Origin of the sequence: Microbacterium sp. bgisy189 (assembly GCF_965345345.1) — a bacterium.
GTDB lineage: Bacteria > Actinomycetota > Actinomycetes > Actinomycetales > Microbacteriaceae > Microbacterium.
The window spans coordinates 445,533-466,110 of record NZ_CBDRMZ010000002.1 but is presented as its reverse complement, the minus strand read 5'-3'; the positions used below and the strand labels follow the sequence as shown (position 1 = coordinate 466,110).

Below are 20,578 nucleotides of genomic sequence, written 5' to 3'. Positions count from 1 at the left end.
ATTGTGTGGTGCGGAAGTGTGACCCCAACGGGATTCGAACCCGTGCTGCCGCCGTGAAAGGGCGGTGTCCTAGGCCGCTAAACGATGGGGCCGAGCGAGCCTGGAGGCTCACGCTTACCGACGACCAAGCATACGCATGATCCTGCGAAATCGGAAATCGAGGGCGCGTCCTTCGATGGGCATCCCGATGGCGGATGCAGGATGGCCGATGCGGACTGCGCCGCTTCGGAGGATGATGGATGGCATCACCCGATGACGAATGTGACACATGTTGCTAATGTGAACAGAGTTGTTCGCCCGAAGGACAAGGAGACCCACGTGCACGTGCAGGGAGCCGAAGCGGCAGACGAGTGCGGTTGCGCACCGACGCCGAGCGAGCTTCGCGCGTTCCGCAGTCCGGTCTCCCGCCGCGTCGCGCTCGGCCTCGGCATCGCTGGAGTGGTCGGCATCGGCGCCGCCGCCGCAGCCCCTGCGTTCGCCGCCACATACCCCTCATGGGAGGACGTGCAGAGCGCGAAGGCGAATGAATCCGCGAAGGCCGCGCAGATCAGCGAGATCGAAGCGCTCATCGCGGCGCTGCAGAATGACGTCGCGATCAAGCAGGCTGAAGCGCAGCGCCTCGCCGAGGAATACCTCGTCGCGCAGGAGGAGTTCGAGATCGCCGCGCAGCGCGCCGATGACCTCCAGGCGCAGGCCGATGCCGAGCAGGCGAAGGCGGATGCCGCGGCCGCCAAGCTCGGGCAGCTCGCCGCGCAGCAATACCGCGTGGGCGGAGACGCCACCTCGCTCGACCTGTTCTTCTCGGGGTCGGCGGTGGCGGCCGACGAACTGTTGTCGCGCCTCGACACGATGGACAAGCTTCAGTCGGTGAACCGCGGCGTCTACACCGATGCGATGAGCGCTCGCGACAACGCGCAGAGCCTCAGCGACCAGGCGGCGATCGCCCGAGACGAACGGGACAAGCTGCAGAAGCTCGCCGAAGAGAAGATGGTGCGCGCGCAGGAAGCCGCGAACGCCGCGCAGGCCGCGCTCGATGCGCAGTCGCAATACCTCGAGACACTGCAGGCTCAGCTCGCAGCCCTGCGTGACACGACCGCGAAGACGATCGCCGACTACCAGGCCGGTGTCGAAGCGCGCCGCAAGGCCCGGGAGGAGCGGCTTCGACGCGAACGTGAAGAGGCCGAACGGCGCGCTCGCGAGGAGCGAGAGCGGCTCGAACGCGAGCAGGCCGCCGCGAACAGCGGAGGCGGTTCAACCGGCGGTGGTTCTTCGTCCGGCGGTGGCGGCAGCGGTGTCGCCGCGGGTGGATCCGGCGGGGGATCGGGGTGGGTGCGCCCAGCCAGCGGCTACATCAGCTCTTGGTTCGGCAACCGCGGCACGATCTGCTCGAACGGCTACTGCACGTCGAGCGGACACCGTGGCATCGACTTCGCCACCGGGTGCGGTGGTGCGATCTTCGCAGCGGCATCCGGCACCGTCGTCTTCGCCGCCTACAGCGGCGCGTGGGGCAACTACATCAAGGTCGACCACGGTGGCGGCATCGTCACCGGATACGCACACATCAAGCCCGGCGGGTACAACGTGAGCTACGGCCAGCGCGTCTCGGCCGGCCAGGTCATCGCGTACGCGGGTAACACGGGAGCATCCACCGGCTGCCACGCGCATTTCGAGGTCTATTCCGGCGGCGTTCGCATCGACCCGGCGCCGTACCTTCGCAACCGCGGCATCTCGGTCTGACGCCACCGAAACACGAGGGGCGGATGCCGAAGCATCCACCCCTCGTGTGCGGTCTGTGTGTCAGAGCGTGTTGGGCGCGGTGCCCTCACCCTGCGTCTTGGTCTCGCCCTCGTGTTCTTCGAAGCGCTCGAAGGCTTCCGTCACGAGGCGCTCGGCCTCCGCGGCGTTCGCCCACTCGTCGACCTTGACCCACTTGCCGGGCTCGAGGTCCTTGTAGTGCTCGAAGAAGTGGTTGATCTCGTTCTTGGTCCACTCATCGACGTCGGTGACGTCCTGGATGTGGTTCCAACGCGGGTCCTTCGCGAGCACTGCGACGACCTTGTCATCGCCACCGGCCTCGTCGGTCATCTTCAGCACGCCGACGGGGCGGACCTTCGCCAGGATGCCGGGCGCGAGGTCGTGGTCGAGCAGCACGAGCACGTCGAGCGGGTCGCCGTCCTCGCCGAGGGTGTTCTCGAAGAACCCGTAGTTGGCGGGGTAGCCCATCGGCGTGTACAGGATGCGGTCGAGGAAGACGCGACCGGTGCCGTGGTCGACCTCGTACTTGATCTTGCTGTTGCGCGGGATCTCGATGACGGCGTCGTACGCGCCCATGCTGGTGCTCCTTCAAAAGACGGTGGGATGCCGCACCAGCCTAGTCGCGCTCCTCGGCCGTTCACTATTCAGTCTGGACGGCGATGCCGCTCGAGCCGACCTGCGGGATTCCGCGGCCCGCGGCGAGGGAGATCGCCACGGAGACTGAATAGTGAACGGCGCGGCGCCGATACCGTGGATGCATGGAGCACCGTCCGGGCCTTGATCCCGCCGTCGCCGATATCCGCCGTGCGGTGCGGGCGGCGCTCTCGGCGGGTGACGAGCCACTGATCGTCGGGCTCTCGGGCGGCGCGGACTCGCTCGCGCTGACGGCGGCCGTCGCGTTCGAGGCGCCGCGGGCGGGACGCGCCGCGACTGCGGTCGTGATCGATCACGCACTGCAGACCGGATCGGATGCCGTCGCCGCCCGGGCCGCGCAGCAGGCCGAGGCGCTCGGCCTCGACACCCGCGTCGTGCGGGTCGAAGTCGGCACGGCCGACGGACCCGAAGCGGCAGCCCGCGCGGCTCGACGGGCGGCATTGGCGGCGGCCGCCCGCGAACTCGGGGCGGCCGACGTGCTGCTGGCGCACACGCTCGACGATCAGGCCGAGACCGTACTGCTGGGGCTCGCACGGGGTGCAGGTGCCGCGAGCCTGGCGGGAATGGCGCCCGTGCGCGATGGCGATGGCATCCGCTGGGTGCGTCCGCTGCTCGCGGTGCGGCGCGAGACGACCCGCGCTGCGTGCGCAGCCGCCGGGCTCGACCCGTGGGACGACCCGCACAATGACGACGACCGCTTCACCCGCGTGCGGGTGCGCAGCGCGGTGCTGCCCGTGCTCGAGGCCGAACTCGGTCCCGGTGTCGCCGAGGCGCTCGCCCGCACCGCCGACCAGCTGCGAGAAGACGCGGCAGCCTTCGCCGAGATGATCGACGAGACGATCGAAGACATCGTGGAGCCGGCCGACGCCGGCATCGCCGTCTCGGTGCCTGCGCTCGCCGCCAACCCGGCGGCGCTGCGGCACCGCATCATCCGGCACGTCGTGGCAAGCGAGTTCCACGAGAGCCTCACGCGCGCGCAGACGCTCGAGGTGGCGCGACTGGTCACCGACTGGTCGGGTCAGGGGCCGATCGACCTGCCCGGATGCCGGGCGTCACGCGTCGGTGCGCGCATCGTGTTCGCGGCGCGCGCCTGACACCCCGAACACTGCACAGCGCTGCTACTTGCGACCGCCGAAGATGCCGCCGAGCATGCCGTCGAGGTTGAACCCGCCACCGCCTCCGCCGCCGAGCAGTGCGCCGATGAGGTCGCCGATGCCACCCGAGCCCTGCGATGCCGTACCGCTCTGCGCCGCCTCGGGCGCACCGGAGCCGCCCTTTTTCGCGAGCAGACCCATGACGATGGGCGCGAGCATCGGGAGCAGCTTGCCGAAGTCGATGCCGGCGGTCTTGGGTTCGTCGGTGAGCTTCTGGGCCACAGTGCCCTGGTTGCCGCCGAAGATGTGCCCCAGGATCTTGTCGCCGTCGGCGGTGTCGACCTGGTCGACGTCGACCGTGTCTGGCATGCCGGTGTGCTTGCCGAGCGCCTGTTCGATGGCCGAGGCGCCGTCTGCGGTGGCCGCGTTGCGCTGGAGTCCGCCGAGGATGGCGCCGCCGCCCTCTTGGATCGCCTGCGTGGCGACCGTCGGGTCGACCCCGAGCTTTGCGGCGATCTGGTCGATCGGCAGCGCCTTCAGGATGTCGTCGAGTCCGGCCATGAGTTTCCTCCCCATCAGCGGGGCCACGTCGCCCCGTCCGCCGTCATCCTATGAGGCGATCCATACCCCCGCCAGGGCCGCGGCGGGTGGGCCGACACGACGCGATGCGCCGCTTAGACTCGATCCATGCGCGCGGCCGACATCGCAGACCAGCTGACCGACGTCCTCGTCACCGAGGAGCAGATCCACGACAAGCTCGAAGAGCTCGCGGCGCAGGTCGCAGCCGACTACGACGGCAAGGACCTGCTGCTGGTGGGCGTGCTGAAGGGCGCTGTCATGGTGATGGCCGACTTCTCGCGTCGCCTCCCCGGCCACATCGCGATGGACTGGATGGCGGTGTCCTCGTACGGTGCGGGCACCAAGTCGAGCGGTGTGGTGCAGATCCGCAAAGACCTCGACACCGACCTCACGGGCAAGCACGTGCTCATCGTCGAAGACATCATCGACTCCGGCCTGACGTTGAGCTGGCTGCTCGACAACTTCGCATCCCGCGGTGCTGAGTCGATCGAGGTGCTCGCGCTGCTGCGCAAGCCCGAAGCGGCGAAGGTCGAGATCGACTGCCGGTACGTCGGGTTCGACATTCCCAACGACTTCGTCGTCGGCTACGGCCTCGACTACGCCGAGCACTACCGCAACCTGCGCGATGTCGCCGTGCTCGCGCCGCACGTCTACAACTGACCCCGGTACGCCGTGGGCGAATGCACAGACGCCCCATAGCCGGTGCGGGGTAGCCTGATCGCACCATGGATGTCAAGAAGCTCACCCGCAACCCGTTCGTCTACGTGTTGCTCATCGGCGCCCTGCTGCTGATCGGAATGACGCTGATCTCGAGCCTCACGGGGGCCAAGCAGATCACCACGCAGCAGGGGCTTGAGCTTCTCGAAGGCGACACCGTCACGGAGGTCGTCACGACCGACGGCGACCAGCGCGTCGACCTCACCCTCTCGAAGGAGTTCGAGGGCGCGACGAAGGTGCAGTTCTACTACGTCACGCCGCGCGCCGACGAGGTGGTCGCGGCGATCGAGGCCGCTGCCCCCGAAGACGGCTTCAACGACGTCGTGCCGCGGGCGACCTTCTGGGACAGCCTGCTCTCGCTCATGATCCCGCTGCTGCTGCTGGGTCTGCTGTTCTGGTTCCTGCTCTCCTCGGCGCAGGGCGGTGGCAGCAAGGTCATGCAGTTCGGCAAGTCGCGCGCGAAGCTCGTCACGAAGGAGACCCCGACGGTCACCTTCGCCGACGTCGCCGGTGCCGACGAGGCGATCGAAGAGATGCAGGAGATCAAGGACTTCCTGAAGGATTCCGCGAAGTTCGCCGCCGTCGGCGCCCGCATCCCCAAGGGGGTGCTGCTGTACGGCCCTCCCGGCACCGGAAAGACCCTGCTCGCGCGCGCCGTGGCCGGCGAGGCGGGCGTGCCGTTCTATTCGATCTCGGGTTCGGACTTCGTCGAGATGTTCGTCGGTGTCGGTGCGAGCCGCGTCCGCGACCTGTTCACGCAGGCGAAGGAGAATTCGCCGGCGATCATCTTCATCGACGAGATCGATGCCGTCGGTCGCCACCGCGGCGCCGGCATGGGCGGCGGGCACGACGAGCGCGAGCAGACGCTGAACCAGATGCTCGTCGAGATGGACGGCTTCGACCCGAAGGTCAACGTCATCGTCATCGCTGCGACCAACCGTCCCGACATCCTCGACCCGGCGCTCCTGCGCCCCGGCCGCTTCGACCGCCAGATCGGGGTGGATGCCCCTGACCTCAAGGGCCGGCAGCGCATCCTCGAGGTGCACGGCCGCGGCAAGCCGCTCTCGCCCTCGGTCGACCTGTCGGTCATCGCGCGCAAGACGCCTGGGTTCACCGGTGCCGACCTCGCCAACGTGCTGAACGAGGCAGCGCTCCTGACCGCCCGCTCCAACGCGCAGCTCATCGACATGCGCGCCCTCGACGAGGCGATCGACCGCGTCATCGCCGGTCCGCAGCGCCGCACCCGCGTGATGAAGGACAAGGAGAAGCTCATCACCGCCTACCACGAGGGCGGGCACGCCCTGGCGGCGGCGGCGATGAACCACACCGACCCGGTCACGAAGGTCACGATCCTGCCGCGCGGCAAGGCGCTCGGGTACACGATGGTGCTGCCGCTGGATGACAAGTACTCGGTCACCCGCAACGAGCTCCAGGACCAGCTCACCTACGCGATGGGCGGTCGCGTCGCCGAAGAGATCGTCTTCCACGACCCCACCACCGGCGCCAGCAACGACATCGAGAAGGCCACCGGCATCGCCCGCAAGATGGTCACCGAGTACGGCATGACGACGCAGGTCGGCCCCGTGAAGCTCGGTCAGTCCTCGGGCGAGGTGTTCATGGGCCGCGACATGGGCCACGGCCGCGACTACTCCGACACGATCGCCGAGACCGTCGACGCGCAGACCCGCGCCCTCATCGAGCAGGCGCACAACGAGGCGTACCAGGTCATCAACGACAACCGCGACGTGCTCGACCGGCTCGCCCTCGAGCTGCTCGAGAAGGAGACACTCGACCACCTCGAACTCGCCGAGATCTTCAAGGACGTCAAGAAGCTGCCGCCGCGCCCGCAGTGGCTCTCGAGCCAGGAGCGCCCCGTGTCGCAGCTGCCTCCCGTCGAGGTGCCGCGTCGCGAAGAAGCAGGCATCGCCGCATCCACGAGTGTCGAGGCCGAGCAGGCCACGGCGCCGGCTGCGCAGCGTGCGACCGGACAGGGTGTGACGGGGCAGGCGCGACCGGCGACGGCGTAGGCTCGGCACGTGGCCGTCGACCGTGAACGCGTCGCTGCCGTCGTGCGCGACTTGCTCGAGGCGATCGGGGAGGATCCCGAACGCCCCGGGTTGAAGCAGACCCCGCAGCGGGTTGCCGAGGCGTACGCCGAGTTCTTCTCGGGGGTGGGCGAGGATGCCGGTGCCCCCCTCGAACGCACCATCTCGGTCTCACGGGGGCCCGCGCCGGGCACGCTGCCTTCGGGTGCGGTGATGCTGCGCGACATCCGCTTCCGGTCCATGTGCGAGCATCACCTGTTGCCGTTCGCCGGGTACGCGCACATCGCGTACCTCCCCGGTGAGCAGGTCGTGGGCCTCGGCGCGCTGCCGCGCGTGGTCGACATCCTCGCCGCCCGCCCCCAGGTGCAGGAGCGGCTCGGTGAGCAGATCGCCGACACGATCGCCGGTTCGATCGACACCCGCGGGGTGCTTGTCGTGCTCGACGCGAGCCACCAGTGCGTCACGATGCGCGGCGGCCGCCAACCCGACGCATCCACCGTCACGATCGCGGCGCGGGGCGAACTGTCCGAACCCGCCGCTCGCGCCGAGATCGTCGCCCTGCTCACCGGGCACGCCTGATCGTGGGCGGGCAGGTGCGTGCCGTGGCCGAGATCATGGGCATCGTCAACGTGACGGCCGACTCGTTCAGTGACGGCGGACGCTTCCTCGACACCGATCGCGCGATCGCCCACGGCCGGATGCTGCGGGCCGACGGCGCGACGATCCTCGACATCGGTGGCGAATCGACCCGCCCTGGCGCGGAGCGTGTCTCCCCCGACGTGGAGGCTGCCCGCGTCCTGCCCGTCGTCGCGGGGCTCGTCGCCGAAGGCGCGGTCGTGAGCATCGACACCATGAACGCGAGCACCGCCGTCTCCGCGGTCGCCGCCGGCGCGCGCATCGTCAATGACGTCTCGGGGGGACGCAGCGACCCCGACATGCTCGGCGCGGTCGCCGGAACGGATGCCGAGATCGTGCTGCAGCATTGGCGTGGCCACTCGGCCGACATGTACGCGAACGCCACCTATGACGACGTCGTCGCCGAGGTGCTCGGCGAACTCGCTGCACGGGTCGATGCGGCCGTTGCCGCCGGCATCGCCGTGGAGCGGATCATCGTCGACCCCGGCATCGGGTTCGGCAAGCAGGGCGCCCAGAACTGGGAGGTGTTGCGCGGCCTGCACCGGATCGTCGGCGCCGGTCACCGCGTGCTCGTCGGCACGAGCCGCAAGCGGTTCTTCGCCGACGTGCTCGGTGCGGATGCCGATGAGGCGCGGCGCGATCTGGCAACGGCGGTCACGAGCGTGCTGGCCGCGCAAGCGGGCGCGTGGGGCGTGCGGGTGCACAATGTCGCCGCGACGCGTGACGCGCTCGCCGTGCAGCGAGCCTGGGAGGGAAAGGCATGAGCGACCGGATCACCGTCACCGGCATCCGTGCGATCGGGTACCACGGCGTCTACGACCACGAGAAGCGCGACGGGCAGCCCTTCGTCGCGGACGTGACGGTCGAGCTCGACACCCGCCCGGCCGCCGGCAGCGACGACGTCGCCGACACCTTGCACTACGGTGAGCTCGCCGAACAGGTGGCGGCCATCCTCGCGGGCGACCCGGTGGACCTGCTCGAGCGGCTCGCCCAGCGCATCGCCGACGCCGTCCTCGACCACCCGATCGTCGAGACCGTCGAGGTGACGCTGCACAAGCCGAAGGCGCCCATCCCGGTGCCGTTCGACGACGTCACCCTCACGATCCGTCGGAGCCGGGCATGAGCCGCCGGCTCGCATCGGGCATCGGCGAGTCGCCCTCGCACACAGCGCGCGCCGCGGCGACCGCCGTCGTGGCACTGGGAGCGAACCTCGGCGACCGTGCCCGCACACTCGAAGACGCCGTCACCGAGCTCGCGCGGCTACCGCTGACGACCGCGGTCGTCACCAGTGAACCGATCGAATCGGTCGCCGTGACCCTCGACGGGCCGGATGCCGCCGCTCCCGCCTATCTGAATTCGATCGCCCTGCTCACGACCCGGCTCGCACCGAACGTGCTGCTCGGGTTTCTGCACGCCATCGAGAACCGTCACGGCCGCGAGCGACGCGTGCGCTGGGGTGACCGCACCCTCGACCTCGACCTCATCGCGTACGGCGACGTCATCAGCGAGGACCCGGCGCTGACCCTGCCGCATCCGCGTGCGCACGAGCGCGACTTCGTGCTCGTGCCGTGGCTGACCGCCGACCCTGATGCCGAACTGCCGGGCCGCGGGCGCGTGGCCGACCTGCTCGAACGCCTGCGCGCGGGGGACGACTCGTGAAACGCACCGGGCCCGTGCCCCTCATCGCCGTCGCGGTGATCGCGGCCGTGATCGGGTTCATCATCGATCAGCTGCTGACGTCCTCGGGCAGGCCGACGTTCACGCCTTCGCTCATGCTGCCGATCCTGCTTGTGCTGCTGGCGGTGATCACCGTCATCCTCGCGCTGCCGATCCGCCGCGCGACGGTGAGTGGAACGGGCCGGGTCGATCCGTTTCGTGCCGTGCGGGTCGCGATGCTCGCGAAGGCGTCGAGCCTCGTCGGCGCAGGCGTTGCGGGTGTCGCGCTCGGGCTGCTCGCCTTTCTGCTGACCCGGCCCGTGCTGCCGTCGAGCGACTCGATCACAGCCGTCGTCGCATCCCTCGTGGGCGGGATCGCACTGGTGGCCGGAGGGCTGTACGCCGAGCACCTGTGCACGATCGGACCCTCCGACGACGACGAACCGCCGCCGCCCGAACCCGGTGTGACCCCCTCGCACCACTGAGCCCCCGTCGCTGCGGCGACGACTAGGCTCGAACCCGGCGGGGGCGCGGGGGATCGCGCTCGCGCGAGCTGGAGGAACCATGACGACGCCCCACGATCACGAGCCCGCGGCCCACGACCTGCCGCACGTGCCGCCGACGCCGCAGGAGGAGCCGCCGTTCGCACCGCCCGCGGCGGCACCGGTTCCGGCCGCAGCCCCGACCGTCGAGCCGTTCGCGCCGGTCGCAGAAGACCGTCCGGCGCCCACGGGTGGCGACGCGGTGCTCGATGCCGGCACCTACACCGGCATCCTCGAACCGCGCGGCAAGAACCGGCTGCCGCTCGGTGACGGCACCTGGCACCAGGTTTCGCCCAAGTACGTGCTCGTGCAGATCATCACGAACGTGTTCTTCCTCGTCGTGCTGGCCGGCGTCGCGCTGTTCCTCGGTCTCGTGCTTGAGCAGGCGTGGGTCTGGATTCCTGCGGCCGCACTGGCCGTCCTGCAGCTGTTCGGCCTCATCGTCGCCCGCCGTCAGGCCCGCGCGATCGGATACCAGCTGCGCGACGACGACCTCGTCTTCCGCCGCGGCATCCTGTGGCAGCGCATGGTCGCGGTGCCGTACGGACGCATGCAGCTGGTCGACATCACGCACGGGCCGCTCGACCGCGGCTTCGGCATCGCGCAGCTCAAGCTCGTGACGGCCGCCGCCACGACCGGCATCGCCATCCCCGGCCTCACGCAGGATGCCGCGGAGCACCTGCGCGACACCCTCATCGACGTCGCCGAGACCCGCCGGACCGGGCTGTGAGCGACCAGCAGGCTGCCACCTCGACGGGTGCCCCGGCACCCGCAGCCGAGCTCGTCCGCTCGCCCCTGAGCGACGGCGAATGGCATCGGCTGCACCCGCTGACCCCGTTGCTGCGCGGCGGACTCGTGTTCCTCGTCGTGCTCGGCATCGTCGTGACCAACATGCGCGACCGGCTCATCGCCATCTTCCTGCCCGACGAGGGCGATTTCGGCGACTACGACGCAGACCCGATCGACTTCATCTTCGAGAACAACCTCATCCTCGCCGTGCTCGGCGGAGTCGTGGCCATCATCGTGATCGTCGTGGTCGCGTTCTACGTGTCGTGGCGGTTCCACACGTTCCGCATCACGGGTGATGCCGTCGAGGTGCGCAGCGGCGTGCTGTTCCGCACGCACCGGCGCGCCCCGCTGGACCGTGTGCAGGGTGTGAACCTCACGCGCCCGATGATCGCGCGGCTGCTCGGCACCGCAAAGCTCGAAGTCGTCGGTGCCGGCACCGACGGCAACGTGAAGCTCGAATACCTCGGCACCTCGAACGCCGAGACGATCCGCGGCGACATCCTGCGGCTCGCGTCGGGTCGTGAGCTCGGTACGGCAGCACCGACGGCGGGGCACGCGTCGGCCGCGCAGACGATGACCGCAGGCATCACCGGGCTCATCGAGGGCGTCGACCTCGACGAGTCCGAGCCCGAGTCGATCGTTCACATTCCGGTCGGGCGCCTCATCGCCTCACGCGTGCTGTCGGGGTCGACGCTGTTCTTGCTGCTGCTGATCATCGGTGTCGTCGTCGGCGCCGTCGTCGGGACCCCGTGGGTGCTGTTCAGCCTCGTGCCGACCTTCATCGGTTTCGGTGCCTACTGGTTCCGGCAGATCACGCTGTCGCTGCGGTACTCCATCGCGCCGACCTCGTCAGGCGTGCGCATCACCTCGGGGCTGTTCACGACGATCAGCGAGACGATCCCGCCAGGACGTATCCACGGCGTCGCCATCCGGCAGTCGATCCTGTGGCGCCCGTTCGGCTGGTGGTCGATCCGCATCAACCGCCTCACCGGGCGCTCGGTGATGGACACTTCGACGGCCGCACAGCAGATGACCGAAGTCCTCCCGATCGGCAAGCGGGAGGATGTGGAGCGTGTGCTTCGCCTCATCCTCCCGTCGTTGCCTGAGCAGGAATGGTCGGGGGTGTTCGAGCACGGCATCCTCGGCCCGCAGGCCGACGACCCGTACACGAACATGCCGCGGCGGGCGGCGTGGCTGCGACCGTTCTCGTGGCGCCGCGTCGGTCTTCTCGTCACGCCGGCGGCGATGCTCGCGCGGAAGGGCTACATCTGGCGGTCGCTCGTGATCATCCCGCTGGCGCGGCTGCAGTCCGCGCGCGTCGAGCAGGGGCCCATCGACCGGATGCTGGGCATCGCGATGGTGACGGCGCACACGATCGCCGGTCCGGTCGTCGGCTACGTTCCGCATCTTGACCGGGACGCGGCGCTCGCCGGCTGGCGGGCGCTGACGGACGGCGCCGTCGCCGCCGCCGCATCCGACACATCGCACCGGTGGAGCGCGCACCTGCCGGAGCACGCATTCGGCGTGCCTGATGCGGTCGCAGCGCCCGCGGTTGCGACCCCGGAGTCTACATCCGGCGTGCCTGAGCCCGACGCGCCTGCCGCGCCGAGCGCACCCGAGCCCGATGCGGTGCCGCTGACGCGCCGCGAGGCGCGAGCGGCCAACGAGACCGACGCACCGGCGCCGCCGCAGGACCCGTCGTGACCGGAACGGCCCGACTCGGGGTCGGGGTCATCGGGGCCGGTCGTGTCGGACCGGTGATCGGTGCGGCACTGGCCGGGGCCGGGCACGCCCTGCTCGGCATCACGCCCGGATCCGACCCCGACCGTGTTTCGGCGATCCTCGGCGACGTGCCCGTTCTCACGGCAGATGAGATCGTGCGACGCAGCGAGCTCGTCGTGATCGCCGTCCCGCATGATGAGGTGGCGGGGCTCGTCGCAGGCCTCGCCGAGCTGGGGGCGTGGCAGGTCGGCCAACTCGTGCTGCACACCGATCCGGCGTTCGGGATCGGCGTGCTCGCACCGGCGGCGGCGTGCGGTGCGATTCCGCTGGCCGTGCACCCTGCCGTCGCCTTCACCGGCACGAGCATCGACCTGCGGCAGTTGCCCGGCGCGTACGCCGCCGTCACCGCCCCCGGTGCGGTGCTGCCGATCGCCCAGGCGCTCGCCGTCGAACTCGGCTGCGAGCCGGTCGTCGTCGCCGAGGCCGACCGTGCGGCGTACGGCGAAGCCATCGTGACCGCGACGCAGTTCGCCGATTCGATCGTCCGGCAGTCCGCGCAGCTGCTCGGCGAGGCGGGCGTCGACGATCCCGGCCGCTATCTGTCGGCGCTGCTGCACGCGACCGTCGACCGTGCCCTGCTGGATGCCACGGTGCCGGTCGAGCCCGAACAGCCGTGAGCGACGTCGACCTCGTCGCGATTCCGGCGGGTGCCGTGCGTCTTCACGATGCGCGACGCAAGACGACCAGGGACGTCACGCTCCAGGCGTTCGAGTTGGGGCGCTACCCGGTCACCGAGGAGCAGGTCGCCGAGGTGCTCGGGTTCTCGGCATCCCACCCGCGCCGACCCGCCACGGACGTCTCGTGGCTGCGAGCCGTGCGGTTCTGCAACGCGCTCTCGGAGTGGGAGGGGTTCGATCCCGCCTACCGCGTCGACGGCGACGAAGTCACGTGGCATCTCGATTCGGAGGGATTCCGGCTGCCGACCGAGGCCGAGTGGGAGTACGCGTGCCGCGCCGGCTCGACCGCAGCGCACTACGGGCCGCTCCCCGATGTGGCGTGGACCAGCGCCGACGGCGTGAACACGCCACAGCCGATCGGCGGCAAGCTGCCCAACCTGTTCGGGCTGTTCGACACCCTCGGCAACGTGTGGGAATGGTGCTGGGACCTGCTCGATCCCGCCCGATACGACGACTACCGGGTGTTCCGGGGCGGCGGCTTCGCCGACGACGCGTGGAGTGTGCGCGCCGGCACGCGCCGCGGCGGCGGCCCGCGCATGCACCATGACGACGTGGGCTTTCGGGTCGCACGCGGCGGCTTCGACGCCGACGACGAGGCACAGGGGTGGTCGGCGCGCGCCGACGCAGAGCGGGCCGCGATCGAAGGCGCCCTGCCGAGCGGTTGGACGCCGCGCAGGGGAGTGAGCCGCGCTCGGTAGAATCGGTGGCTGATCCCCGAGGAGCCTGAATGACCGACGCGCCTGTGCCTGCGCCCGCCGAAGTAGCCGTGCCCGCCGAAGAAGAAGACGTCTTCGAGCAGAAGGCCGTGCGCCTGGCCAAGCGCGACCGGCTGATCGCAGAGCGGGCGGATGCCGCGGGCGGCGCGTACCCGGTCGCCGTCGCCGTCACCGACACCATCGGTGCACTGCGCGAACGCTACGCCGCGCTCGAAGCGGGAGAGGAGACCGGCGTGACCGCATCGGTCGCCGGCCGCGTCGTCTTCAGCCGCAACACCGGCAAGCTCTGCTTCGCGTCGCTGCAGGCCGGTGACGGCAGCCGCATCCAGGCGATGGTCTCGCTCGCCGAGGTCGGCGACGCATCCCTGCAGGCGTGGAAGGACCTCGTCGACCTGGGCGACCACGTCTCGGTCACCGGGCAGGTCATCTCGAGTCGCCGCGGCGAACTGTCGATCATGGTCTCGCAGTGGCAGGTCGCCGCCAAGGCTCTGCTGCCGCTGCCGAACCTCTACACCGAGCTCAGCGAAGAGAGCCGTGTGCGCTCGCGCTTCCTCGACCTGATCGTGCGCGACCAGGCGCGTGAGACGGTCATCGCCCGGGCGAAGGTCAACGCGAGCCTGCGGCAGACCTTCACGGAGCACGATTTCGTCGAGGTCGAGACGCCCATGCTGCAGGTGCAGCACGGTGGTGCCGCGGCCCGCCCGTTCGTGACGCACTCGAACGCGTTCGACGCGGAGCTGTTCCTGCGCATCGCGCCCGAACTGTTCCTCAAGCGCGCCGTCGTCGGCGGCATCGACCGCGTGTTCGAGATCAACCGCAATTTCCGCAACGAGGGCGCCGACTCCACGCACAGCCCCGAGTTCGCGATGCTCGAGGCCTACCAGGCGTACAGCGACTACCACGGCATCGCCGATCTCACCCAAGAGCTCATCCAGAACGCGGCGGTCGCCGTCGCAGGATCGACGACCGTCACGTGGGCCGACGGCACCGTGTATGACCTGGGTGGGCAGTGGGACCGCATCTCGATGTACGAGTCGCTGTCGGAGGCGGCGGGCCGCACCATCACCCCCGACACGTCGTTCGACGAGCTGCGCGCGTTCGCGCTCGAAGTCGGCGTTGAGGTTCCCGAGAAGATCGCGACGCACGGCAAGCTCGTCGAAGAGCTCTGGGAGCACTTCGTGAAGGGCTCGCTCACGCGCCCGACGTTCGTGATGGACTTTCCGCTCGACACGAGCCCGCTCGTGCGCGAGCACCGCACGATCCCCGGGGTCGTGGAGAAGTGGGACCTGTACGTGCGCGGGTTCGAGCTCGCGACGGGCTACTCCGAGCTCATCGACCCCGTCATCCAGCGCGAGCGCTTCGTCGAGCAGGCCAAGCTCGCCGCGCGCGGAGACGACGAGGCGATGCGCGTCGACGAGGAGTTCCTGCGCGCGCTCGAGCACGGCATGCCGCCCACCGGGGGGATGGGTATGGGCATCGATCGCCTCATGATGGCGATCACGGGCCTCGGCATCCGCGAGACGATCCTCTTCCCCCTCGTCAAGTGAGCATCCCGGCGCCGCCCGACTTGTCCGCGGCCGCGCTCAGCACGTTCGACGAGGCATCTGCCCTCGTGCTCGACTACCTGCAGGCGCAGGTGCCGATGGGGTTTTGGACGGTGTCGCGCGTCATCGGCGGTCGGCAGGTGTACCTCAGCGTCACGCCGAACGAATTCGGGCTGGGCGTGGGAGACGGTCCACGCTGGGAAGACGCCGTCTGCCGTGCGATGTGGGAGGACGGTGGCCCCCGCGTCGCCCCCGACATCTCGCGTGTCCCCGAGTATGCCGCCAACGAGGCGGCTCTCGGACTGCGGCTGGGCAGCTACGTGGGCGTGCCGATCCTCAACGCCGACCGGTCGTTGTTCGGCACCGTCTGCGGCATGGACGTCGACACCCGCGCCGCGTCGTTTGTCGAACTCGGTCCACAACTCGAACTGCTCGGGCAGCTGCTGTCGGTCGTGCGCAACGTCGACGACCAGGCGATAGCACTCACGCGACGTCTCGAAGTCAGCCTCGAAGACGCCGAGACCGACGAACTGACCGGCCTTCGCAACCGTCGCGGCTGGCACCGCATCTGCGAGACCGAAGAGGCCCGTCATCACCGTCTCGGTGACCTCGCCGGTGTCATCGTCCTTGACCTGGACGGACTCAAGCAGGTCAACGATCGCGATGGGCACGCCGCCGGAGACGCCCTGCTGCGGCGTGCCGCGAACGTCATCACACAGACCGCACGCGAGGGCGACATCGTCGCGCGCCTCGGCGGCGATGAGTTCGGCGTGCTGTGCCCGCAGACCGATCCCGGCGGCGTGGCTGCCCTCGGCGACCGCGTGCGCGAAGGGCTCACGGCGCAGGGGCTGTCTGCCGGCATCGGCGTCGCGACGCTCGACCGCTCCACGACGATGGCCGATACGGTCGCGCGCGCCGACGCAGCGATGTACACAGACAAGCGCTCGCGCACCGCTGGCCGCTGAGTCCCGGCATCCAGCACGAGTCGGGCGTCGTGCCGCACCGACTCGTGCTCGAATCCCGGACTCACCGTCGTGCACGCTCACGCCCGTCGTGCACGCTCACGCCCGGCGGAACGCCCAATCGGGCAGGTGACCGGCGGCGACGAACGAGCGCACGATGTCGGCAAGACCATGGTCGGGTTCGAGAGCCTGCACCATGCGCGCATACCGGTCGGCGTGCGTCGAGCGCCCCAGCGCCCATGACAGCCACGCGCACACCGCGAGGGCGCCCGGGCGCTCACGCTTTGGCGCAAGTGCCACGACGTCGCGACACAGCGCCAGCGCGGTCTCGAGTCGCTCGGGATCGGGGCGGCGACCTTCGCCCCACATGACCGACGCGAGTTCGACGGGATATTGCTCGCCCTCCTCCCAGCGGCGCTGCGCCTCCATCGCGTCCTGACCTGCGACGGTGTCGCCGCACCACTGCACGAGCGCGACGTCGCGCAACGACGGACGATTGAGGCACCACGCGATGACGGCGGCATCCATGGGCTGGTCGACGCCGCGGCGCAGCGCGTTCTCGTACAGTCGCGGCAGCTCGTCGAGCGCGCACACCGCTTCGAGGGCAGCCGGGTCGACGCGCGACGAATGCGCACCGTCCGACTCGATGCCGCACACCGCGTCGACGGCCGTGCGCAGCGAGCGCAGCGCGGCCGCCACCCCGCGACGCTGCGCCTTGTCCTTGCGCGGGATCGTCGCGCCCGCCGCCTGATCACCCGGCGCCACGCCCGGCAGCGCGGGGTCGTGCGACGCGAGCTCATCGAGCGGATGCCCACCCGCCGGGTGATCGGCCGCGAAGAACGACCCCCAGCCGCTCGGGGTGACCGCGAGCGCATCGAGCAGTCCCAGCCCGCTGGCATCGGCGCGCACGGCGATCGCCTCGTGCAGCCCGCGGTGCGGAAGCGCGTCGTCGATCGGGCAGTCGGTGTAGACGACGGCGCAGAGGGAATCGGCGGCATCCAGTCGGCACACCATACCGATCACGGTCGAGGCGACGGTCTCGACGTGTTCGATCTCGTCGTCGGGCGGCAGATCGACGCGCAGCACGCCGATCGACTTCGCCTGCGACATCGGGATCACCACGAGACTGCGCGTGGGCGTGAACCCGAGCATCCGCGGTACGAGGGAGAGGAACTGGGCCGCATCGGCGGCTTTCGCGATCTGTGTCATGCAGCGAAGATGGCCGATCCGCGGCGGGTGTGCGGGGCGTCGCGCGCACCCGTTGTGCGTAACCCGCAACGGGCCGTCGATGTGCAGGAGGCGACGTACGATGGATGCATGGACTCCTACTGGGCCGCCGTCATCTGGTCGCTGGTGCCGACCGTGGTGGTGCTGGGGCTGTTCATCTTCGTGATGCGTTCGGTGCTCCGCATGGACCGCAACGAGCGCCGCGCGTACGCGAAGATCGAGGCCGAGGAGCGCGCCAAGCGGGGCCTCACGCCCGCCGCCGGTGACGCCGACGCTCGCTGACGGAACCTGTCGCTACGCTGAACCCAGCGCAGTACCGGGGGAGTTCACGTGATCCGCATCGATGTCGACTGGACCTGGACGTGGCCGCTCGTCGCGTTTCTCGTCGTCGACATCACGATCCGCATCCTGGCCGTCATCGTCGTGCCCCGAAATCGGCGCCCGACGGCGGCGATGGCCTGGCTGTTGGCCATTTACTTCATTCCGATCGTCGGGGTCTTCCTGTTCCTGCTGATCGGCAACCCGCGCCTGCCGCGCAAGCGTCGCAAGATGCAGCAGCAGATCAACGAGCAGATCACCGAACTGAGCGCAGGGCTCGACTTCGGCACGCTCCGACCCTACGCACCGAAGTGGTTCCAGTCGCTCGTCGAACTCAACCGCAACCTCGGCGCCATGCCGCTTGCCGGCGACAACGGGGCCCAGTTGATCTCGGACTACCAGCAGAGCATCGACGCGATGGCCGACGCGATCCGCGCCGCCGAGCGGTATGTGCACGTCGAGTTCTACATCTTGCAGGCCGACGCTTCGACCGACAACTTCTTCCGCGCGCTCGAAGAGGTCGCGGCCCGTGGCGTCATCGTGCGTGTGCTGCTTGACCACTGGGCCAACCGCAGCAAGCCGTACTATGCCGAGACGCGGCGACGACTGGATGCCATGGGTGCCCACTGGCGGCTCATGCTGCCGATCCAGCCGTTGAAGGGAAAGTTCCAGCGGCCCGATCTGCGCAACCACCGCAAGCTGCTCGTGATCGACGGCCGTGTGGCGTTCACGGGGTCGCAGAATGTGACCGACTCGACGTACAACCTGCCCAAGAACATCAAGCGCGGCCTGCACTGGGTCGACCTGATGGCGCGCATCGAAGGGCCCGTTGTCGGGTCGATCAACGCCGTGTTCCTGTCCGACTGGTACAGCGAGACCGAAGAGGTGCTCGAAGAGGAGATCGGACTGTTCGAACTGGAGCCGGGGCCGGGCGACCTCGACTGCCAGATCGTGCCGTCGGGCCCCGGGTTCGAGTTCCAGAACAACCTCAAGCTGTTCATGGCACTGCTGTTCGCGGCCCACGAGCGCATCATCATCGTGAGCCCGTACTTCGTGCCCGACGAAGGACTGCTGCTGGCGATCCAGACGGCGTGTCAGCGCGGCATCCATGTCGAGCTGTTCGTGTCTGAAGAGGGCGACCAGGCGATGGTCTATCACGCGCAGCGCAGCTACTACGAGGCGCTGCTGCGGGCGGGCGTGAAGATCTGGATGTACCAGAAGCCGTTCATCCTGCATTCGAAGTCGATCACGATCGACGACGAGATCGCCGTCATCGGCTCGAGCAACATGGACATGCGCTCGTTCGGTCTCAACCTCGAGATCTCGATGCTCGTGCGGGGCGAGGAATTCGTCGCGCAGATGCGCGAGGTCGAAGATCAGTACCGCAGTTCGTCGCGCGAGCTGACCCTCGAAGAGTGGATGCAGCAGCCTCTGCGCTCGACGATCCTCGACAACCTCGCCCGCCTGACCTCCGCCCTGCAGTAGGCACGCCCTCGGCAGCTTCGGCCTCGGCCGCTCGCCTGTCACAACACGCGCGAAGAGCACGTGGATTGTGACAGGCGAACGAGGCGTCGCCTCCTCCACAGGTGCGCGGAATTCAAGGATCCGACCGCGGTCTGTGGAGGAGGACGATGCGGTGCTCGACTGCTGGCAACGTGCGGGGATGCAGTTCGAAGACAACGTGTCGCGGTTTCGTGTCCGCAGCGCGATCGCGCAGGGGCTCAGCCCCGCGCAACTCGCCTCATCGCGCTACCGGCGACCATTCCATGGAGTTCGCGCAATCGGGGATGCCCCCGCGTACACCGATCGAGCCGGCCGGCCGCTCGGGAGGTTGGAGAGCCAGCACCTCGAGCGAGCACTGGACTACGTCCCGCGGATGCCGGACGAAGGATTCCTCAGTCACGTGACCGCGGCGGTGCTCTGGGAATTGCCCCTTCCGCTTGCGGCCCTGGCGGATCAGCGAGTCCACGTTGCGGTCCCGCCGTCTCGTCGGCTCCCCAGAGGTGCAGGAGTCCGCGGACACGAGGTCTCCCACAGGCTCACCGCTGTGGTGCGGCATCCGATCTGGGGCGTCCCGGTGAGCACGCCGGAGTCGACCTGGGCTTCGCTCGCCGCCGTGCTCGCCGATGATCGTGACCTGATCGCGGCAGCCGACGCAGCCGTGCGCACGTGGCGTGTCGACAGTCCGCTCGCGACCGTACGCAGCCTCGAGCGCGCTGTTGCGGCGGGACGTCGGGTCGGCATCGTCCGGCTTCGCGAAGCGCTGCCGCGCGTGCGCTGCGGCTCGGCATCTCGCCCGGAGTCGTGGCTCCGACTGCTGCTTGTCGACGCGGGTCTGCCGGAACCGGAACTCAACGCGGACATCCCTGTCGCGGGAGGCAAGGTCGCCGGCGACCTCGTCTACCGCCGGCAGCGCGTGGTCGTCGAGTACGAGGGTGAGCACCATCTGTTGGATCCTGCACAGTGGGCGTCCGATATCGAGCGCTACGAACGCCTTGCGGCAGCGGGCTGGATCGTGATCCGCATCACCAAGACCGACTTGTTCGCCGCGCCGACAAGCGTTGTCGACCGTGTGCGACGCGCGCTTGTCGCACGCTGACCTGCGGCCACACCTCAACCGCTCGTCCTCGGTCTCCTCGCCTGTCACGATCACCTTCGCCAGACCGCCGTTCGTGACAGGCGAGCGGGCGGTGGAGCGCTCGCCTGTCGCAATCACAGGCTCGAAGCTCGGATTCGTGACAGGCGAGCGGGGGTCGCGTGGGGACTGCGGAGCACCGCCCGCGCGTCAACCCCGCGCCCTGTCACGCCGACGGCGAACACGGGCATACCCACCCGCGCCCGTGGTTACTCTCGTCGTAAGGCGTCAGAAGACTCGGTGCCCGAAG

General features: G+C 69.4%; 21 protein-coding genes and 1 tRNA gene. 18 read left to right on the top strand and 4 right to left on the bottom strand.

Annotation, left to right across the window (positions count from 1 at the left end):
* Positions 1-19 precede the first annotated feature (19 nt).
* Positions 20-92: transfer RNA gene (locus tag ACSF8R_RS05195), tRNA-Glu, on the bottom strand.
* A gap of 226 nt (positions 93-318) precedes the next feature.
* Here ACSF8R_RS05195 and ACSF8R_RS05190 point away from each other — a divergent pair.
* Positions 319-1,737: a peptidoglycan DD-metalloendopeptidase family protein gene (locus ACSF8R_RS05190; RefSeq protein WP_434810790.1), complete on the top strand. Its 1,419-nt coding sequence runs from the start codon at positions 319-321 to the stop codon at positions 1,735-1,737.
* Positions 1,738-1,797: 60 nt separating this feature from the next.
* Here the strand turns inward: ACSF8R_RS05190 and ppa are convergent, their stop codons facing one another.
* On the bottom strand, positions 1,798-2,331 hold the full coding sequence (gene ppa / locus ACSF8R_RS05185) for an inorganic diphosphatase (RefSeq protein WP_434810789.1): 534 nt from the start codon (positions 2,329-2,331) through the stop codon (positions 1,798-1,800).
* A gap of 182 nt (positions 2,332-2,513) precedes the next feature.
* Between ppa and tilS the strand changes: the two genes are divergently transcribed.
* Positions 2,514-3,503 carry a tRNA lysidine(34) synthetase TilS gene (gene tilS, locus ACSF8R_RS05180; protein ID WP_434810788.1) on the top strand — a complete coding sequence of 330 codons (990 nt, stop codon included), beginning with the start codon at positions 2,514-2,516 and terminating at the stop codon, positions 3,501-3,503.
* A 24-nt stretch (positions 3,504-3,527) separates the two neighbouring features.
* On the opposite strand, the gene ACSF8R_RS05175 is transcribed toward tilS, so the two are convergent.
* Positions 3,528-4,064 (bottom strand): DUF937 domain-containing protein, encoded by a 537-nt coding sequence (locus ACSF8R_RS05175; protein ID WP_434810787.1) that lies wholly within the window; start codon positions 4,062-4,064, stop codon positions 3,528-3,530.
* Positions 4,065-4,190: 126 nt separating this feature from the next.
* On the opposite strand from ACSF8R_RS05175, the gene hpt reads away from it, so the two are divergent.
* The 13 genes from hpt to ACSF8R_RS05110 all read left to right on the top strand — a co-directional run bounded on the left by hpt (position 4,191) and on the right by ACSF8R_RS05110 (position 16,151).
* On the top strand, positions 4,191-4,742 hold the full coding sequence (gene hpt / locus ACSF8R_RS05170; protein ID WP_434810786.1) for a hypoxanthine phosphoribosyltransferase: 552 nt from the start codon (positions 4,191-4,193) through the stop codon (positions 4,740-4,742).
* 65 nt (positions 4,743-4,807) lie between these two features.
* Positions 4,808-6,826: an ATP-dependent zinc metalloprotease FtsH gene (gene ftsH / locus ACSF8R_RS05165; RefSeq protein ID WP_434810785.1), complete on the top strand. Its 2,019-nt coding sequence runs from the start codon at positions 4,808-4,810 to the stop codon at positions 6,824-6,826.
* 9 nt (positions 6,827-6,835) lie between these two features.
* Positions 6,836-7,423, top strand: a complete 588-nt coding sequence (gene folE / locus ACSF8R_RS05160) for a GTP cyclohydrolase I (protein WP_434810784.1) — start codon at positions 6,836-6,838, stop codon at positions 7,421-7,423.
* Between the two features lie 23 nt (positions 7,424-7,446).
* The gene (gene folP / locus ACSF8R_RS05155) at positions 7,447-8,244 is read left to right on the top strand and encodes a dihydropteroate synthase (protein ID WP_434810783.1); all 798 of its coding nucleotides are present in this window, start codon (positions 7,447-7,449) and stop codon (positions 8,242-8,244) included.
* On the top strand, positions 8,241-8,603 hold the full coding sequence (gene folB, locus ACSF8R_RS05150; protein ID WP_434810782.1) for a dihydroneopterin aldolase: 363 nt from the start codon (positions 8,241-8,243) through the stop codon (positions 8,601-8,603). Before folP ends, folB begins: the two co-directional genes overlap by 4 nt.
* On the top strand, positions 8,600-9,139 hold the full coding sequence (folK, locus tag ACSF8R_RS05145) for a 2-amino-4-hydroxy-6-hydroxymethyldihydropteridine diphosphokinase (RefSeq protein ID WP_434810781.1): 540 nt from the start codon (positions 8,600-8,602) through the stop codon (positions 9,137-9,139). Before folB ends, folK begins: the two co-directional genes overlap by 4 nt.
* Positions 9,136-9,621: a DUF3180 domain-containing protein gene (locus ACSF8R_RS05140; RefSeq protein ID WP_434810780.1), complete on the top strand. Its 486-nt coding sequence runs from the start codon at positions 9,136-9,138 to the stop codon at positions 9,619-9,621. Before folK ends, ACSF8R_RS05140 begins: the two co-directional genes overlap by 4 nt.
* A gap of 286 nt (positions 9,622-9,907) precedes the next feature.
* Positions 9,908-10,408 (top strand): PH domain-containing protein, encoded by a 501-nt coding sequence (locus ACSF8R_RS05135; RefSeq protein WP_434810818.1) that lies wholly within the window; start codon positions 9,908-9,910, stop codon positions 10,406-10,408.
* Positions 10,405-12,171, top strand: a complete 1,767-nt coding sequence (locus ACSF8R_RS05130; RefSeq protein ID WP_434810779.1) for a PH domain-containing protein — start codon at positions 10,405-10,407, stop codon at positions 12,169-12,171. The genes ACSF8R_RS05135 and ACSF8R_RS05130 overlap by 4 nt, the downstream gene beginning before the upstream one ends.
* Positions 12,168-12,866, top strand: coding sequence for a DUF2520 domain-containing protein (locus tag ACSF8R_RS05125; protein ID WP_434810778.1), 699 nt, complete (start codon positions 12,168-12,170; stop codon positions 12,864-12,866). The genes ACSF8R_RS05130 and ACSF8R_RS05125 overlap by 4 nt, the downstream gene beginning before the upstream one ends.
* Entirely contained in the window at positions 12,863-13,624 is a 762-nt protein-coding gene (locus ACSF8R_RS05120; protein WP_434810777.1) for a formylglycine-generating enzyme family protein, read from the top strand. Before ACSF8R_RS05125 ends, ACSF8R_RS05120 begins: the two co-directional genes overlap by 4 nt.
* Positions 13,625-13,653: 29 nt before the next feature.
* Positions 13,654-15,189: a lysine--tRNA ligase gene (gene lysS, locus ACSF8R_RS05115; RefSeq protein ID WP_434810776.1), complete on the top strand. Its 1,536-nt coding sequence runs from the start codon at positions 13,654-13,656 to the stop codon at positions 15,187-15,189.
* Positions 15,186-16,151, top strand: coding sequence for a GGDEF domain-containing protein (locus ACSF8R_RS05110; RefSeq protein ID WP_434810775.1), 966 nt, complete (start codon positions 15,186-15,188; stop codon positions 16,149-16,151). Before lysS ends, ACSF8R_RS05110 begins: the two co-directional genes overlap by 4 nt.
* 96 nt (positions 16,152-16,247) lie before the next feature.
* On the opposite strand, the gene ACSF8R_RS05105 is transcribed toward ACSF8R_RS05110, so the two are convergent.
* Complete coding sequence (locus tag ACSF8R_RS05105) at positions 16,248-17,357, bottom strand: DUF4192 family protein (protein WP_434810774.1); 1,110 nt, start codon at positions 17,355-17,357, stop codon at positions 16,248-16,250.
* A 108-nt stretch (positions 17,358-17,465) separates the two neighbouring features.
* Here ACSF8R_RS05105 and ACSF8R_RS05100 point away from each other — a divergent pair, with 108 nt between their 5' ends.
* From ACSF8R_RS05100 to ACSF8R_RS05090, 3 genes are all read left to right on the top strand, one after another.
* A complete protein-coding gene (locus ACSF8R_RS05100; protein WP_434810773.1) occupies positions 17,466-17,657 on the top strand; it encodes a hypothetical protein in 192 nt (63 codons plus the stop codon).
* 48 nt (positions 17,658-17,705) lie between these two features.
* Positions 17,706-19,178, top strand: coding sequence for a cardiolipin synthase (cls, locus tag ACSF8R_RS05095; RefSeq protein ID WP_434810772.1), 1,473 nt, complete (start codon positions 17,706-17,708; stop codon positions 19,176-19,178).
* 592 nt (positions 19,179-19,770) lie between these two features.
* Entirely contained in the window at positions 19,771-20,292 is a 522-nt protein-coding gene (locus ACSF8R_RS05090; protein ID WP_434810771.1) for an endonuclease domain-containing protein, read from the top strand.
* The last annotated feature ends 286 nt before the right edge of the window (positions 20,293-20,578 follow it).

Bases quoted from the DNA above. Each gene is read 5' to 3' on its own strand.
- ppa (WP_434810789.1), bottom strand. From the start codon at position 2,331: ATGGGCGCGTACGACGCCGTCATCGAGATCCCGCGCAACAGCAAGATC.
- ftsH (WP_434810785.1), top strand. From the start codon at position 4,808: ATGGATGTCAAGAAGCTCACCCGCAACCCGTTCGTCTACGTGTTGCTC.
- ACSF8R_RS05175 (WP_434810787.1), bottom strand. From the start codon at position 4,064: ATGGCCGGACTCGACGACATCCTGAAGGCGCTGCCGATCGACCAGATC.
- folB (WP_434810782.1), top strand. From the start codon at position 8,241: ATGAGCGACCGGATCACCGTCACCGGCATCCGTGCGATCGGGTACCAC.
- hpt (WP_434810786.1), top strand. From the start codon at position 4,191: ATGCGCGCGGCCGACATCGCAGACCAGCTGACCGACGTCCTCGTCACC.
- tilS (WP_434810788.1), top strand. From the start codon at position 2,514: ATGGAGCACCGTCCGGGCCTTGATCCCGCCGTCGCCGATATCCGCCGT.
- ACSF8R_RS05105 (WP_434810774.1), bottom strand. From the start codon at position 17,357: ATGACACAGATCGCGAAAGCCGCCGATGCGGCCCAGTTCCTCTCCCTC.
- lysS (WP_434810776.1), top strand. From the start codon at position 13,654: ATGACCGACGCGCCTGTGCCTGCGCCCGCCGAAGTAGCCGTGCCCGCC.
- folK (WP_434810781.1), top strand. From the start codon at position 8,600: ATGAGCCGCCGGCTCGCATCGGGCATCGGCGAGTCGCCCTCGCACACA.
- ACSF8R_RS05100 (WP_434810773.1), top strand. From the start codon at position 17,466: ATGGACTCCTACTGGGCCGCCGTCATCTGGTCGCTGGTGCCGACCGTG.